Below are 13,796 nucleotides of genomic sequence, written 5' to 3'. Positions count from 1 at the left end.
CCGCCCATGAAGAAGACCCTGTTGCTGCCCCTGCTCGCCGCTGCGCTGGCCCTGACCGCCTGCGGCAAGTCCGGCGAGCCCTCGCAGAAGCTGGTGGTGGCCGCCACGGCCGTGCCGCATGCCGAGATCCTTGAGGTGGTCAAGCCGATCCTCAAGCAGGAAGGCGTGGACCTGGACGTGCGCGTGTTCAACGACTACGTGCAGCCCAACGACCAGCTGGTGCAGAAGCAGGTGGACGCCAACTACTTCCAGACCGAGCCGTACCTGGATGCCTACAACCGCGATCGCAAGACCGATCTGGTGAAGGTGATCGGCGTGCATATCGAGCCGTTCGGTGCCTATTCGCGCAAGGTCAAGTCGCTGGCCGAGCTGCGCGACGGTGCCGACGTGGTGATCCCGAACGACCCGAGCAACAACAGCCGCGCGCTGATCCTGCTGCACAAGGCCGGCGTGATCGAGCTGAAGGATCCGGCCAACGCGCTGTCGACCCTGCGTGACATCACCGCCAACCCGAAGAACCTGAAGTTCCGCGAGCTGGACTCGGCGATGCTGCCGCGCGTGCTGGACCAGGTCGACCTGGCCCTGATCAACACCAACTACGCGCTGGATGCGGGCCTCAACCCGACCAAGGATGCACTGGCGATCGAGAGCAAGGACTCGCCGTACGTGAACTTCCTGGTCGCGCGGCCGGACAACAAGGACGACGCCCGCGTGCAGAAGCTGGCCAAGGCCCTGACCAGCCCGCAGGTGAAGGCTTTCATCGAGACCAGGTACAAGGGCGCGGTGCTGCCGGCGTTCTGACCGGCGCTCCGGGCGTTCTGGCCATGCGGTCGTGCCGGCCGCTGGCCGGCAATCTGCAAACGCCGCCAAGGATCATGGGGTTGCCGGCCGGCGGCCGGCACGACCTTCAGTCGACGTGGAAGGCGAGGGTGGCCGCCACGGCCTGCTGCCAGCCTGCATAGAGTTTCTCGCGCCGCGCCACTTCCATCTGTGGCTCGAAGCGCCGGTCCAGGCCCCATTGCGCGGCGATCTGCTCGCGGCTGGACCAGAACCCGACGGCCAGACCGGCCAGGTAGGCCGCGCCCAGCGCGGTGGTCTCGGTCAGCCGCGGCCGCAGCAGAGGCACCCCAAGGACGTCGGCCTGGAAGCCGGCCAGGAAGTCGTTGCCGATCGCACCGCCGTCGGCGCGCAGTTCGGTCAGCGCGATGCCCGCATCGGACTGCATCGCATCAAGCACGTCGCGGGTCTGGTAGGCCATCGCCTCCAGCGCGGCACGCACGAAGTGTGCCTTGCGGGTGCCACGGGTCAGGCCGAACATCGCGCCGCGCACATCGCTGCGCCAGTAGGGCGCGCCCAGGCCGACGAATGCCGGCACCAGATACGCGCCGCCGCTGTCCGGCACCTGCGCGGCCAGTGCCTGGCTGTCGCTGGCACGCTCGATCATGCGCAGGCCGTCACGCAGCCACTGCACCACCGAGCCGGCGATGAAGATCGAGCCTTCGAGTGCATATTCCACGCGCCCGTCCAGGCCCCAGGCAATGGTCGTCAGCAGGCCGTTGCGCGAGCGCACCGCCTGCGTGCCGGTGTGCATCAGCATGAAGCAGCCGGTGCCATAGGTGTTCTTGACCATGCCCGGCTGGAAGCAGGCCTGGCCGAACAGCGCCGCCTGCTGGTCTCCGGCGATGCCGGCGATCGGGATCGGGTGGTCGAAGAAGAACTGCGGCCGGGTGTGCGCATACACCGTGCTGGAATCGCGCACCTGCGGCAGCATCGCGCGGGGTATGTCCAGCAGCGCCAGCAGGTCGTCATCCCAGTCCAGCGTGTGGATGTTGAACAACAGGGTGCGTGCGGCGTTGCTGTAGTCGGTCACATGCGCCTGGCCGCCACTGAGGTTCCATACCAGCCAGCTGTCGATGGTGCCGAACAGCAGCTCGCCACGCTCGGCGCGTTGCTGCGCACCTTCCACGTGGTCGAGGATCCAGCGCACCTTGGTGGCGGAAAAATAGGCGTCGATCAGCAGGCCGGTGCGTTCGCGGACCAGTGCCTCATGCCCGTCGCACTTCAGTCGCTCGCAGATGGCATGGCTCTGCCGCGACTGCCAGACGATGGCATTGTGGATCGGCTGGCCGGTGGCGCGGTCCCAGACCACGGTGGTCTCGCGCTGGTTGGTGATGCCCAGCGCGGCGATATGACGCGGGTCGATCTGTTCGCGGCTGAGCAGTTCGGTCAGCGTGGCATAGACACTGGTGAGGATCTCGCGCGGGTCATGCTCGACCCAGCCGGGTTGCGGGAAGATCTGCGCGAACTCGCGCTGCGCACTGCCGACGATGTCGCCAGCACGGTCGAACAGGATCGCGCGCGAACTGGTGGTGCCCTGGTCGATGGCCAGCACGTAGCGGGGCGTCATGCAGCGTCTCCGGTGGCGATGGGGAAATCCTAATGCATCGATCGCGTCGCGCGCGGCCACCCTGGTAGCTGCCAACCTTGGTTGGCACACGTGGCAACACGGGGGTCAGAGCCCTTTCCCTGGGAAAGGGATCCGACCCCCCATCCACGCCTGCAGCCGCGCCACCTGCGCCGCATCCAGCCGCAGCCCCAGCTTGCTCCGCCGCCACAGCACGTCCTCGGCGCTACGCGCCCATTCGTGGTCGCGCAGGAAAGCCACTTCCCGCGCATGCAGGCCGCCGCCAAAGTCCTCGCCAAGATCGTTCATACCCCGCAGGCCCTGCAGCAGCTCCGCGCTGCGGCTGCCGTAGGCGCCGGCCCAGCGGCGCGCAATCTCTGCGGGCAGCCACGGTGCCAGTGCCTGCAGGCGCGAGCACGCCTGCGTGGCGTCGCCCCAGTCGCTGCCCGGCAGTGGGTGGCCCGTTGCCGTCCATGCCGGTCCCATCTGCGGCAGGGCGGGGCGCAGCAGGTCCAGCGCTTCTTCGGCCAGCACGCGGTACGTGGTCAGCTTGCCGCCCAGCACATGCAGCGCGGGCGCCGGGCCGGACTGCAACTGCAGGCGGTAGTCACGGCTCAGCTTCGCTGCACGCGGATCTGGATCGGCAAGTAGCGGGCGTACCCCTGCGAACTGCCAGACCACGTCCTGCGGGGTGATCGGCTCGCGCAGGTAGTGGTTGGCGGCCTCGCACAGGTAAGCCACCTCCGAAGGCAGCACGCTGCACCGGGCCGGGTCGCCGCGGTAGTCGGTGTCGGTGGTGCCGACCAGCAGGTGGTCGTGGGCGAACGGCAGCAGGAACACCACGCGGCCATCGGGCTGCTGAAGCAGGCAGGCGCTGTCGTCGGGCCAGGGCCGGCGCAGCACGATGTGGCTGCCCTGTACCAGGCGCAGGGCGGGGCCGCCATCGCGCGCCTGCATACGTTCCAGCAGGCCTCCTGCCCAAGGGCCGGCTGCATTGGCAATGGCCTGGGCGATCACCGTTTGCTGCCGGCCGTCGGTGGCTTCCAGCGTGGCCTGCCAACGGCCCAGCACAGGGCGCAGTTCAATGCAGCGGCTGCGCACATGTACCCGTGCGCCACGCCGGGCGGCGTCCAGCGCATTGAGCAGTACCAGCCGCGCGTCATCGACCTGCGCATCGGCGTAGCTGAAGGCCTGCCGCAGCGCCGGGGAGAGCCAGGGGCCGAGCGGGTCGCGTTGCAGGTCCAATGCGCGCGAGGCGGGAAAACTCGGGCTGCGCCGGCCGAGATGGTCATACAGCCACAGGCCCGCGCGCAGCATCCAACGCGGTCGCAGGTGGGGTTCCCATGGCAGCACGAAGCGCAACGGACGGACCAGATGGGGGGCCTGCCCCCGCACCACTTCGCGTTCACCCAGTGCCTTGCGCACCAGTCCGAACTCGCCCTGTTCAAGGTAGCGGAGGCCGCCGTGGATCAGTTTGCTGCTGGCGCTGGAGGTGTGCGCGGCCAGGTCATCCTGCTCGCACAACAGCACCCGCAGGCCGCGGCCGGCCGCATCACGGGCGATGCCGGCGCCGTTGATGCCGCCACCGATCACCAGCAGGTCGACGTCGTCCATCGCGTCTCCGTGTCCTGTGTGTGCGTAGAGTCGACTGTCAGTTGACTGCCTCTTGTAGAGTCGAGCCATGTTCGACTTTTTGAAAGAGCGGTCGACTGACAGTCGACTCTACAGAACGCGGGTGACGGAAACGACGACGGGCCCCGCAGGGCCCGTCGCGTTACATCAGTGAAGCCGGTGCTGCCTGGATCAGAAGCGGGCACCGATGCCGAAGCCGACGGTCCACGGATCCATCTTGGCTTCGCCGATCTTCTCGCCGCCGACCTTCACGTCCGGACGCGAACGCATGTAGCGGGCATCGGCACGGGCGAACCAGGTGGAGTTGATGTTCATGTCCACGCCGACGGTGCCGATCACGCCCTTGGCGTCCTTGAGGCGGATGTCGGAGCTGCTGCCGTCGGCCAGCGTTTCATTGCTGAAGCTGGACTGGTAGTAGCCCACGCCCACGAACGGACGGAACACGTTGTCAGCCTGGCCGAAGTGGTACTGGCCGCTCAGCGCGACCGGCTGCTGCTCGACGTTGCCCAGGCGGGCATTGTTCGGGCCCTTCACCTTGTGGTCGAACTTGTCGGCGGCGCCCCACAGTTCAACGGCCCAGTTGTCGTTGATGTAGTAGCTGAAGCTGACGGTCGGCGCCGGGCCACCATCGACCTTCTTGATGCCGTCGATCGGATCATTCTTCGGCTGCAGCAGCGCGACGCCGCCAACCACGGCAAAATGCTTGCCCGAAGCGGTATCGGTGGAGCTGCTGTCCTGGGCGAAAGCGGCCGGCGCGAAGGCGGCGGAGGTCAGCAGGGCGAGACTCAGGATACGGATGGAGCGCATGGGGGTATCTCCTAATGTTTCTTGTTTTGGGCCCCCGGTTGCGGGGCGAGCACACCGTAGTCGCCTCAACATGAATCGAATCCGACGCGCGTTAAAAAATAGTTTTCCTTGTTCAGCGATCAGCGCGAAAAGCCTGTATCCATGGGGTTTCTGGTCGTCAGTGGCATTCATTCAGTTGGAGAAGATGTGAGCGCGGCAACGCTGTGCGTCGGCCTGCAAGCGCAGGTGAACGTGGATTGCAGGGTGCTGCTGCTGGGTTCGATGCCAGGCGTGGCATCCCTCCAGGAGCAGCGTTACTACGCGCATCCGCGCAACCGCTTCTGGCCGCTGATGGCCGATATCTGCGGTTTCGACGCGGCTCTGCCCTATGTGCAACGGCTGCAGGCGTTGAACGCCGCGGGCATCGGCCTGTGGGATGTGATCGGCCGCTGCGAGCGGCGCGGCAGCCTGGATGCCGACATCGTGCGTGGCACGGAAGTGGCCAATGCGCTGCCGGAACTGATCGCCACGCTGCCTGAGCTGAAGCTGATCGGCTGCAATGGTGGTGCCTCGCTGCAGGCATTCCAGCGCTGGGTGCTGCCACGGCTGGAAACCCCGCCGAAGCTGGTCGCATTGCCGTCGACCAGCCCTGCCAATGCGGCGTGGTCGTTGCCGCGCCTGCGGCAGGCCTGGCAGCCGGTGGCCGACGCGCGGGCGACATGAAGCGGACATCGTCCGGACAATACGCTACCGACTGGTCGCGGCCGCGACCCATGGGCAACAGCCTGTCCCGGCTGCGTGCGTACTGAAAACACCTGTAACGGTTGGCGCTGGCCCCCGCTGGCCGCACAATAGACGTTTCCCTACACCAGATTGCCGGAGTTATCCCCATGGCCGAAATCAAGGAAGCACTTGTCCCCGATATCGGTGACTACAGCGATATCCCGGTAATCGAGGTGCTTGTCGCCGTCGGCGACACGGTCAAGAAGGACCAGGGCCTGGTGACGCTGGAAAGCGACAAGGCGACCATGGAAGTGCCGTCCTCGGTGACGGGCGTGGTCAAGGAACTGAAGGTCAAGGTCGGCGACAGCCTGTCCGAAGGCAAGGTCGTGGCCCTGATCGAAGTGGCCGCAGGCGAAGCCGAAGCCGCCAAGCCGGCGGCTGCCGCGCCGGCCAAGGCCGCTGCCCCGGCTGCCGCTACCCAGAGCGCGCCGGCTCCAGCCGCAGCTGCGCCGGCCGCTCCGGCTGCCAGCGGTGGTGCGGTTGAAGCGCTGGTGCCGGACATCGGCGACTACTCCGGCATTCCGGTCATCGAAGTGCTGGTCGCCGTCGGCGACACGGTCAAGAAGGACCAGGGCCTGGTCACGCTGGAAAGCGACAAGGCCACCATGGAAGTGCCGTCGTCGGTGGCCGGCGTGGTCAAGGAGATCAAGGTCAAGGTCGGCGACACTCTGTCGCAGGGCAATGTGGTCGCCATCATCGAAGCCGAGGGCGCTGCCGCGCCGGCGCCGACCAAGGCTGCCGCTGCGGCCGCTCCGGCTGCCGCCGAGACCGCCACCAAGGTCGAGCCGGTCGCTGTGCCGGCGCAGCCGGACAAGCTGGCGGCCCGCGAGATCGCCTCGGCGGGTACCCCGTCCAGCCCGCCGGTGCAGTTCAACGCCGATGGCGTGCTGCCGGCCAAGGTGCCGTATGCCACCCCGGCGGTGCGTGTGTTCGCCCGCGAACTGGGCGTGGACCTGCTGCAGATCAACGGCACCGAGAAGGGTGGCCGCATCACCAAGGGTGACGTGCAGAAGTTCGTCAAGGCCGCACTCAGTGGTGGCGTGCCGGCTGCCGGCGGTGCTGCTGCCGCTGCCGGTGGTGGCCTGAACCTGCTGCCGTGGCCGAAGGTCGACTTCAGCAAGTTCGGCGAGACCGAAGTCCAGCCGCTGTCGCGCATCAAGAAGATCTCGGGTGCGAACCTGGCCCGCAACTGGGCGATGATCCCGCACGTCACCCAGTTCGAGCAGGCTGACATCACCGACCTGGAAGGCCTGCGCGTGGCGCTGAACAAGGAGAACGAGAAGGCCGGCATCAAGCTGACCATGCTCGCCTTCCTGATCAAGGCCAGCGCCGCGGCGCTGAAGAAGTTCCCGGAATTCAACGCCTCGCTCGATGCCAGCGGTGAAAACCTGACCCTGAAGAAGTACTTCCACATCGGCTTCGCCGCCGACACGCCGAACGGCCTGGTCGTGCCGGTGATCCGCGACGTGGACAAGAAGGGCGTGGTGCAGATCGCGCAGGAAACCGGCGAACTGGCCAAGAAGGCGCGCGACGGCAAGCTGGGCCCGGCCGACATGAGCGGCGGCTGCTTCTCGATCAGCTCGCTGGGCGGCATCGGTGGCACCGCGTTCACCCCGATCGTCAATGCACCGGAAGTGGCCATCCTCGGCGTCTCCAAGTCCTCCATCCAGCCGGTCTGGAACGGCAAGGAATTCGCTCCGAAGCTGATGCTGCCGCTGTCGCTGAGCTACGACCACCGCGTCATCGACGGCGCCCTGGCCGCACGCTTCACCACGTACCTGTCCCAGGTACTGGCCGACATGCGCCGCGTGCTGCTGTAAGGCACCCGCTTCGCCCCCACCGTGCGGCCGCAGCCCCTGGCGCGGCCGCGTGAACAGATGCAGTGACAGCCCACCGGCCATGCCGGGCGGGCATGAGGAAAACCCACCATGGCCACGATTGAAGTCAAGGTTCCCGACATCGGCGATTACAGCGATGTGCCGGTGATCGAAGTGTTGGTCGCCGTCGGCGACACGGTGAAGAAGGACCAGGGTCTGGTAACCCTGGAATCGGACAAGGCCACCCTGGAAGTGCCGTCCTCGGCTGCCGGCGTGGTCAAGGAAATCAAGGTCAAGCTGGGCGACACCCTGTCCGAAGGCGCCGTGGTCGTGGTGCTGGACGCTGAAGGCGCCGCCGAAGCCCCGGCCAAGGCTGCTGCGCCGGCTCCGGCTGCAGCCGCTCCGGCCAGCAAGCCGCCGGTGACCCCGTCGCACCGCGCCCCGGCCGAACCGGCTGCGCCGAAGCCGGCGCTGTCCAGCGGCAAGCCGGCCGACATCGAATGCGAGATGGTCGTGCTGGGCTCGGGCCCGGGCGGCTACACCGCCGCCTTCCGCGCTGCCGACGTCGGTCTGGATACGGTGCTGGTCGAACGCTACGCCAGCCTCGGCGGCGTCTGCCTCAACGTGGGTTGCATTCCGTCCAAGGCGCTGCTGCACGCCGCAGCGGTCATCGACGAAGTGGCCCATGCCGGTGATTTTGGCGTCGAGTTCGGCAAGCCGACCATCACCCTGGACAAGCTGCGCCAGTACAAGGAAAAGGTCGTCAACCAGCTGACCAAGGGCCTGGCCGGCATGGCCAAGCAGCGCAAGGTCCGCAACGCGCAGGGCGTCGGCAAGTTCATCTCGGCCAACGAGCTGGAAATCACCGCTGCTGACGGCAGCACCCAGCTGCTGCGCTTCCAGAAGTGCATCATCGCCGCCGGTTCGCAGGCGGTGAAGCTGCCGAACTTCCCGTGGGACGACAAGCGCGTGATGGATTCCACCGACGCGCTGGAGCTGGCCGAAGTGCCGGGCTCGCTGCTGGTCGTCGGCGGCGGCATCATCGGCCTGGAAATGGCCACCGTGTACAGCGCGCTGGGCAGCAAGGTCACCGTGGTCGAGTTCATGGACCAGCTGATGCCGGGCGCCGACAAGGACCTGGTCAAGCCGCTGGCCGACCGCCTGAAGAAGCAGGGCATCGAAGTGCACCTGAAGACCAAGGCCTCGGGCGTCACCGCCGATGCCAAGGGCATCACCGTCACCTTCGACGCTGCCGAGGAAGGCCAGGCGCCTGCGCTGGCGCAGGGCACCTTCGACCGCGTGCTGGTGGCCGTGGGTCGCTCGCCGAACGGCAGGAAGATCGATGCCGAGAAGGCCGGCGTACAGGTCACCGACCGTGGCTTCATCCCGGTTGATCGCCAGATGCGCACCAACGTGCCGCACATCTTTGCCATCGGCGACATCGTCGGCAACCCGATGCTGGCCCACAAGGCCACGCACGAGGGCAAGCTGGCCGCCGAAGTGGCTGCTGGCCACAAGAAGGAATGGGTGGCCCGCGTGATTCCGTCGGTGGCCTATACCAACCCGGAAATCGCCTGGGTTGGCGTGACCGAGACCGAAGCCAAGGCCAAGGGCCTGAAGGTCGGCGTGGCCAAGTTCCCGTGGGCCGCCAGTGGCCGCGCGATCGGCATCGGCCGCACCGAGGGCTTCACCAAGCTGATCTTCGACGAAGAAACCCACCGCATCATCGGCGGTGCGATCGTCGGCGTGCACGCCGGTGACCTGCTGGCCGAGATCGGCCTGGCGATCGAGATGGGTGCCGAAGCCGAAGACATCGGCCACACCATCCATGCCCATCCGACGCTGAGCGAGTCGGTGGCGATGGCCTCGGAAATCTACGACGGCACGATCACCGATCTGTACATGCCGAAGAAGAAGTAAGGCGCCCGCGCCGTTCCGAACGAAAAGCCCCGGTTTCTGCCGGGGTTTTTTGTTGGCTGCAGGAATGTCTTCGGCTGTTGTCATCGCGAGGGTCCGGGCCACTGCGCGGGTGGCAGGCATTTCGACAAATGTCCCCCGTCGCCCGCCTGTGGCGGTCGCCTCCTCCTTTACTTTGTCGAAACGCCCGCCACCCGCGCAGTGGATCGGCTTGCGGATAGTCAGAGCCAGTGCCAAAGCCGCCCGGATTCCTGACACGCGGGGGGAGAGGGGCTTGTGTGCGAAGTAAAGGAGGAGGCGTCGGCCGTAGGCCGGCGCCGGGGGACATTCGCACGCAAGCCCCTCTCCCCCCGCGCTCGACCAACCTGCTTCTCTGCTCGACGATGCCACAAAAAACGCGGCCCCGATGTTCCGGAGGCCGCGCCAGGAGAGAGGGTGCCGTGGAAGGGGCGGGGGATCAGAACACGAAGCTGATACCGGCCACCGGGCCCTTGAATTCCTGCTTCAGGCCGACAGTACCGTCGCTGCCCTTCTTGTCCACGTCCAGCTTGAACCAGTCGTAGCCGGCGAACACGCCGAAGTTCTTGGTGAAGCGGTAATCGACGATGGCATTGGCGCGGCTCAGGTCGCCCTTGTAGTCATCGAAGCTGCCCCAGCGCGTGTTGAGGTACTGGCCCTGCAGCGTGATCATCCAGCGCTCGGACGGCGTGAAGGTCATGCGGGCGCCCACCACAGGTGCCACGCCATCGGCCTTCTCGTCGAGGAACTGGCCTTCGTACACCGTGCCCAGGTCGGCGTAGCCCTTGGTGCTGACCTTGGCGTACTCGCCACCGATCTGCAGGCCGAGGTCGAAGGTGTCGGTATCAACCACCGAGTAGTCATAGACCAGGCTGGCCACCTGGTACTTCAGCTCACCCTTCACGAAGCTGCCGGCCGGCACGTTCTCACCGCCGAAGGAAATGCCCTGGTCGAGGGTCTCGCGGCGGTCCTTGTCGTACTTGAAGTAGTTGAACAGGAGGCGCTGACGGTTGCTGATGCGGAACATGCCGTCGATGCGCGGCTCCCATTCCTTGCCACCCAGCTTGAAGTCCTGGTTCAGGGAGATGTCCTGGCCGGCCACGGTGGTGCTGCCGCGGAGGGTGTTGTCCGAATCGATGTTCATCGCACCCAGACGGATGGCAAAGCGGTCATCGCCTTCGGCGGCGTGGGCCGCATTGGCGAACGAGGCGCCGGCAGCGAGCAGGGAGAAGGCGAGCAGGGTGGGTACGGGGCGCATCGAAGAGTCCTTGCAGTGGTTCATCAGAATGAAGGCCACTGTGCCGGACAGGCCCGTCCACCATGCGTGAACGTATGGTCCATGGCATGTGTACGGTTCAGTGCTGTCGCGACGATGCAAAAAGATGGCCCCGGAGCCGGGCTTCGGGGCCATCGTGGGACCTGCGGGGCGGAGCCGACGAGGATGCTGCAGGCAGGTCGAATGATCGGACCGGCATGTCTGACGAAAGTTCCGCAGCCTGCGACCAAAGTTCAATAGTGCGTCGCAACATGGTGCGGACGTCATTGTCCCCCTGGTGGCACGCAAAAATGTAACCGTTACCGCAACTTGCGGCTTCCAGGGATGAACAGGGAGCGGTTGTCTCGCAAATTGTCCCATTGCTATAATTTGGCGGCTCGATGAGGCCCCCCTGCTGTAGCCGCCTCAGCCCTCCACTTGCAACCACGCGGGACGTCCTGTGCTGAACTCCGTTGATGCGGGTCGGCGACTGATGCTGCGCGCCGCGGTCTACCCGCTGGCCGCAGTGGCTGTCCTGGCCCTGGCCTTCCTGCTGGTAGGTCCGAAATACGCCCTCGGCGCGCTGGCGTCCGGTGTGGCCATTTCGGCCGGTGGCTGGGTGGCGGCACGGATGGCACTGGGCGGTGGGGCACTGGCCGCAGGATCGGCGATGGCTCGCCTGATCATTGCGATCGTGGCCAAGTGGGTTGTGGTTTTCGGCGTCCTGCTGGTGGGGTTCCTGGTCTTCAAGCTGCCTGCATTGGCGCTGTTGGCCGGTATCGCCGTCGGCTTGATGTTCCAGGTCCTGGCGATGGCCAGGCGTTGACAGAATTCAATTAACTGAAGGTTCCGGACACATGGCGGGCGAGGCTCTAACCCCTACCAGCTACATCCAGCATCACCTGCACAACCTGACCGCGCCGGTCGGCAAGGGTGAGGGTATGTTCTGGCATATCCACGTCGATACCTTCCTCACCTCGGTCCTGATGGGCCTGGTGATCGTTGTCGCGTTCTGGCTGGGCACCCGCAAGGCCACCGCCGGCGTGCCGGGCAAGTGGCAGGCCTTCGTTGAAATCTGCCTGGAGTTCGTCGACCGCCAGGCCAAGGACACCTACCACGGCAAGAGCAAGCTGGTCACGCCGATCGCCATCACCATCTTCTTCTGGATTCTGCTGATGAATCTGCTGAAGATGATCCCGGCCGATTTCATCGCCAAGCCGCTGGAATGGGCGGGCGTGCACTACTGGAAGCCGGTGCCGACCGCTGACGTCAATGCCACCCTGGGCATGGCCATCAGCGTGTTCTTCCTGATGCTGTTTTTCGCGCTCAAGTCCAAGGGCCTGGGCGGCTTCATCAAGGAATTCCTGACGGCCCCGTTCGGCAAGTGGATGATGCCGTTCAACCTGATCCTCAACATCGTCGAGTGGCTGAGCAAGCCGATCTCGCTGGCGATGCGACTGTTCGGCAACATGTTCGGCGGCGAAATCGTGTTCCTGCTGATCTGGGTGCTGGGTGGTGCCGGTTTCTTCGGTGCCATTGCCGGTGGTGTGTTCGGCCTCGGCTGGATGCTGTTCCACCTGCTGGTGATCCCGCTGCAGGCCTTCATCTTCATGATGCTGTCGATCGTGTACCTGAGCCTGTCGGAAGACGCTCACTGAGTTTCAAGCTTCAACGCGTTTCAACCTTCATCCGTTTCATCACCCTTAGCAACTTAAGTTCCTGGAGATAACCATGTACTTCGCCGTCCTGACCAACTTCGCGCAGATTCAGAGCTCCACCGCCCTTGCCGTCGGCATCATGATCGGCCTGGCCGCGCTGGGCGCCGGTCTGGGTCTGGCCATCATGGCTGGTAAGTTCCTGGAGTCGGCCGCCCGCCAGCCGGAACTGATCCCGGTCCTGCAGGTCCGCATGTTCATCACCGCCGGCCTGATCGACGCCGCGTTCATCATCTCGGTCGCCGTTGGCCTGCTGCTGGCCTTCGCCAACCCGCTGTCGGCTGCCTTCGCTGGCGCCGTCACCAAGGCTCTGGCCGGCTGATACAGCGGTTTGAGACGACCGGGTGCTGATGCACCCGGTTTCGGATGAAGGCCGGATGTGCCGCTACGGCGGCGCGTCCACCCCGAAACCAGCGATCGAGCTAACCATGAATATCAATTTCACCCTTCTTGCGCAGGCGCTGGCCTTCGCTGGTCTGATCTGGATCATCGCGACCAAGATCTGGCCGCCGCTGATGAACGCGATCGAAGAGCGCCAGCAGAAGATTGCTGAAGGCCTCGCTGCTGCCGACCGCAGCCAGAAAGATCTGGCCCAGGCGCAGGAGAAGGTCAACGAAGCGCTGAAGGAAGCACGCACCAAGGCCAACGAGATCATCGATCAGGCCCACGCGCGTGCCAACCAGATCGTTGATGCTGCCCGTAACGAAGCGATCACCGAAGCCACCCGTCAGAAGGAACTGGCCCAGGCTGAAATCGACGCCGCCGCCAACCGTGCCCGTGAAGATCTGCGCAAGCAGGTGTCCGCGCTGGCCGTGACCGGTGCCGAAAAGCTGCTCAAGCGCGAAATCGACGCCAACGCCCACAAGGCGCTGCTCGACGAGCTGGCCTCGGAGATCTAAGGATGAGCCAGGCCCTCACGCTTGCCCGCCCGTACGCCCGCGCCGCGTTCGCGACCGCGCGCGACGAAGGCGCGTTCGCGCCGTGGTCGGACGCCCTGGCGTTCTCCGCCCACGTCGCCGCCGACCCGCGCGTGGCGGCCCTGCTCGCCAACCCGGAGCTGGGTCGTGACGACGCCGTCGCCCTGCTGGCGCCGGTGTCCCACGGCGAGACCTACTCGCGCTTCCTGGCCATCCTGGCCGAATCGCATCGTCTGCCGCTGCTGCCGGAGATTTCCGGCATGTTCGACGCCCTGCGCGCCGAAGCCGAGCACGTGGTCAAGGCCACCGTCACCTCGGCCGCCGAACTGTCGGCCGGTGAGCTGGACGCGATCAAGGTCGCGCTGCGCAAGCGCTTCAACCGCGAGGTCGACGTGACCACCGCGGTCGATGCCTCGCTGATCGGCGGCGCCGTGATCGACGCCGGCGACGTGGTCATCGATGGTTCGCTGAAGGGCAAGCTGGCCCGTCTGCAGACCGCGCTCGCTAACTGAATTCATTTAACGTCCGGCCCCGCTGCCGGCACTAGGACTT

General features: G+C 65.9%; 13 protein-coding genes. 9 read left to right on the top strand and 4 right to left on the bottom strand.

Annotated elements, in window-relative coordinates; genetic code table 11:
• Positions 1-6: 6 nt before the first annotated feature.
• Positions 7-801 carry a MetQ/NlpA family ABC transporter substrate-binding protein gene (locus CKW06_RS20445; RefSeq protein ID WP_012481327.1) on the top strand — a complete coding sequence of 265 codons (795 nt, stop codon included), beginning with the start codon at positions 7-9 and terminating at the stop codon, positions 799-801.
• A gap of 106 nt (positions 802-907) precedes the next feature.
• On the opposite strand, the gene glpK is transcribed toward CKW06_RS20445, so the two are convergent.
• The 3 genes from glpK to CKW06_RS20430 all read right to left on the bottom strand — a co-directional run bounded on the left by glpK (position 908) and on the right by CKW06_RS20430 (position 4,843).
• Positions 908-2,407 (bottom strand): glycerol kinase GlpK, encoded by a 1,500-nt coding sequence (gene glpK, locus CKW06_RS20440; RefSeq protein ID WP_038646377.1) that lies wholly within the window; start codon positions 2,405-2,407, stop codon positions 908-910.
• Between the two features lie 105 nt (positions 2,408-2,512).
• Positions 2,513-4,018, bottom strand: coding sequence for a glycerol-3-phosphate dehydrogenase (glpD, locus tag CKW06_RS20435; protein ID WP_038646380.1), 1,506 nt, complete (start codon positions 4,016-4,018; stop codon positions 2,513-2,515).
• Positions 4,019-4,207: 189 nt separating this feature from the next.
• The gene (locus tag CKW06_RS20430) at positions 4,208-4,843 is read right to left on the bottom strand and encodes an OmpW/AlkL family protein (RefSeq protein ID WP_005411140.1); all 636 of its coding nucleotides are present in this window, start codon (positions 4,841-4,843) and stop codon (positions 4,208-4,210) included.
• 186 nt (positions 4,844-5,029) lie between these two features.
• Here CKW06_RS20430 and CKW06_RS20425 point away from each other — a divergent pair, with 186 nt between their 5' ends.
• From CKW06_RS20425 to lpdA, 3 genes are all read left to right on the top strand, one after another.
• A complete protein-coding gene (locus tag CKW06_RS20425; protein ID WP_005411139.1) occupies positions 5,030-5,545 on the top strand; it encodes a DNA-deoxyinosine glycosylase in 516 nt (171 codons plus the stop codon).
• A 167-nt stretch (positions 5,546-5,712) separates the two neighbouring features.
• Positions 5,713-7,425 carry a dihydrolipoyllysine-residue acetyltransferase gene (gene aceF, locus CKW06_RS20420; protein ID WP_024957079.1) on the top strand — a complete coding sequence of 571 codons (1,713 nt, stop codon included), beginning with the start codon at positions 5,713-5,715 and terminating at the stop codon, positions 7,423-7,425.
• Between the two features lie 108 nt (positions 7,426-7,533).
• A complete protein-coding gene (lpdA, locus tag CKW06_RS20415) occupies positions 7,534-9,342 on the top strand; it encodes a dihydrolipoyl dehydrogenase (RefSeq protein WP_024957078.1) in 1,809 nt (602 codons plus the stop codon).
• Between the two features lie 454 nt (positions 9,343-9,796).
• Here the strand turns inward: lpdA and CKW06_RS20410 are convergent, their stop codons facing one another.
• Positions 9,797-10,615 carry a hypothetical protein gene (locus CKW06_RS20410; RefSeq protein ID WP_024957077.1) on the bottom strand — a complete coding sequence of 273 codons (819 nt, stop codon included), beginning with the start codon at positions 10,613-10,615 and terminating at the stop codon, positions 9,797-9,799.
• Between the two features lie 457 nt (positions 10,616-11,072).
• Here CKW06_RS20410 and CKW06_RS20405 point away from each other — a divergent pair, with 457 nt between their 5' ends.
• The 5 genes from CKW06_RS20405 to CKW06_RS20385 all read left to right on the top strand — a co-directional run bounded on the left by CKW06_RS20405 (position 11,073) and on the right by CKW06_RS20385 (position 13,756).
• Complete coding sequence (locus CKW06_RS20405) at positions 11,073-11,438, top strand: hypothetical protein (protein WP_006394654.1); 366 nt, start codon at positions 11,073-11,075, stop codon at positions 11,436-11,438.
• A 31-nt stretch (positions 11,439-11,469) separates the two neighbouring features.
• The gene (gene atpB / locus CKW06_RS20400) at positions 11,470-12,270 is read left to right on the top strand and encodes a F0F1 ATP synthase subunit A (RefSeq protein ID WP_024957076.1); all 801 of its coding nucleotides are present in this window, start codon (positions 11,470-11,472) and stop codon (positions 12,268-12,270) included.
• Positions 12,271-12,343: 73 nt separating this feature from the next.
• The gene (gene atpE / locus CKW06_RS20395) at positions 12,344-12,649 is read left to right on the top strand and encodes a F0F1 ATP synthase subunit C (RefSeq protein WP_005411133.1); all 306 of its coding nucleotides are present in this window, start codon (positions 12,344-12,346) and stop codon (positions 12,647-12,649) included.
• 106 nt (positions 12,650-12,755) lie between these two features.
• The gene (locus CKW06_RS20390) at positions 12,756-13,226 is read left to right on the top strand and encodes a F0F1 ATP synthase subunit B (RefSeq protein ID WP_005419512.1); all 471 of its coding nucleotides are present in this window, start codon (positions 12,756-12,758) and stop codon (positions 13,224-13,226) included.
• Between the two features lie 2 nt (positions 13,227-13,228).
• Positions 13,229-13,756: a F0F1 ATP synthase subunit delta gene (locus CKW06_RS20385; protein ID WP_005411131.1), complete on the top strand. Its 528-nt coding sequence runs from the start codon at positions 13,229-13,231 to the stop codon at positions 13,754-13,756.
• Positions 13,757-13,796: the final 40 nt, after the last annotated feature.

The sequence above is a fragment of the Stenotrophomonas maltophilia genome (genome assembly GCF_900186865.1).
GTDB classification, from domain to species: Bacteria; Pseudomonadota; Gammaproteobacteria; order Xanthomonadales; family Xanthomonadaceae; genus Stenotrophomonas; species Stenotrophomonas maltophilia.
The sequence above is the reverse complement of the archived record's forward strand: the minus strand, read 5'-3'. Positions and strand labels throughout refer to the sequence as shown.

Coding starts and splice junctions, on each gene's coding strand:
- CKW06_RS20445 (WP_012481327.1), top strand. CDS start 7: ATGAAGAAGACCCTGTTGCTGCCCCTGCTCGCCGCTGCGCTGGCCCTG.
- glpK (WP_038646377.1), bottom strand. CDS start 2,407: ATGACGCCCCGCTACGTGCTGGCCATCGACCAGGGCACCACCAGTTCG.
- glpD (WP_038646380.1), bottom strand. CDS start 4,018: ATGGACGACGTCGACCTGCTGGTGATCGGTGGCGGCATCAACGGCGCC.
- CKW06_RS20430 (WP_005411140.1), bottom strand. CDS start 4,843: ATGCGCTCCATCCGTATCCTGAGTCTCGCCCTGCTGACCTCCGCCGCC.
- aceF (WP_024957079.1), top strand. CDS start 5,713: ATGGCCGAAATCAAGGAAGCACTTGTCCCCGATATCGGTGACTACAGC.
- lpdA (WP_024957078.1), top strand. CDS start 7,534: ATGGCCACGATTGAAGTCAAGGTTCCCGACATCGGCGATTACAGCGAT.
- CKW06_RS20410 (WP_024957077.1), bottom strand. CDS start 10,615: ATGCGCCCCGTACCCACCCTGCTCGCCTTCTCCCTGCTCGCTGCCGGC.
- atpB (WP_024957076.1), top strand. CDS start 11,470: ATGGCGGGCGAGGCTCTAACCCCTACCAGCTACATCCAGCATCACCTG.
- atpE (WP_005411133.1), top strand. CDS start 12,344: ATGTACTTCGCCGTCCTGACCAACTTCGCGCAGATTCAGAGCTCCACC.
- CKW06_RS20390 (WP_005419512.1), top strand. CDS start 12,756: ATGAATATCAATTTCACCCTTCTTGCGCAGGCGCTGGCCTTCGCTGGT.
- CKW06_RS20385 (WP_005411131.1), top strand. CDS start 13,229: ATGAGCCAGGCCCTCACGCTTGCCCGCCCGTACGCCCGCGCCGCGTTC.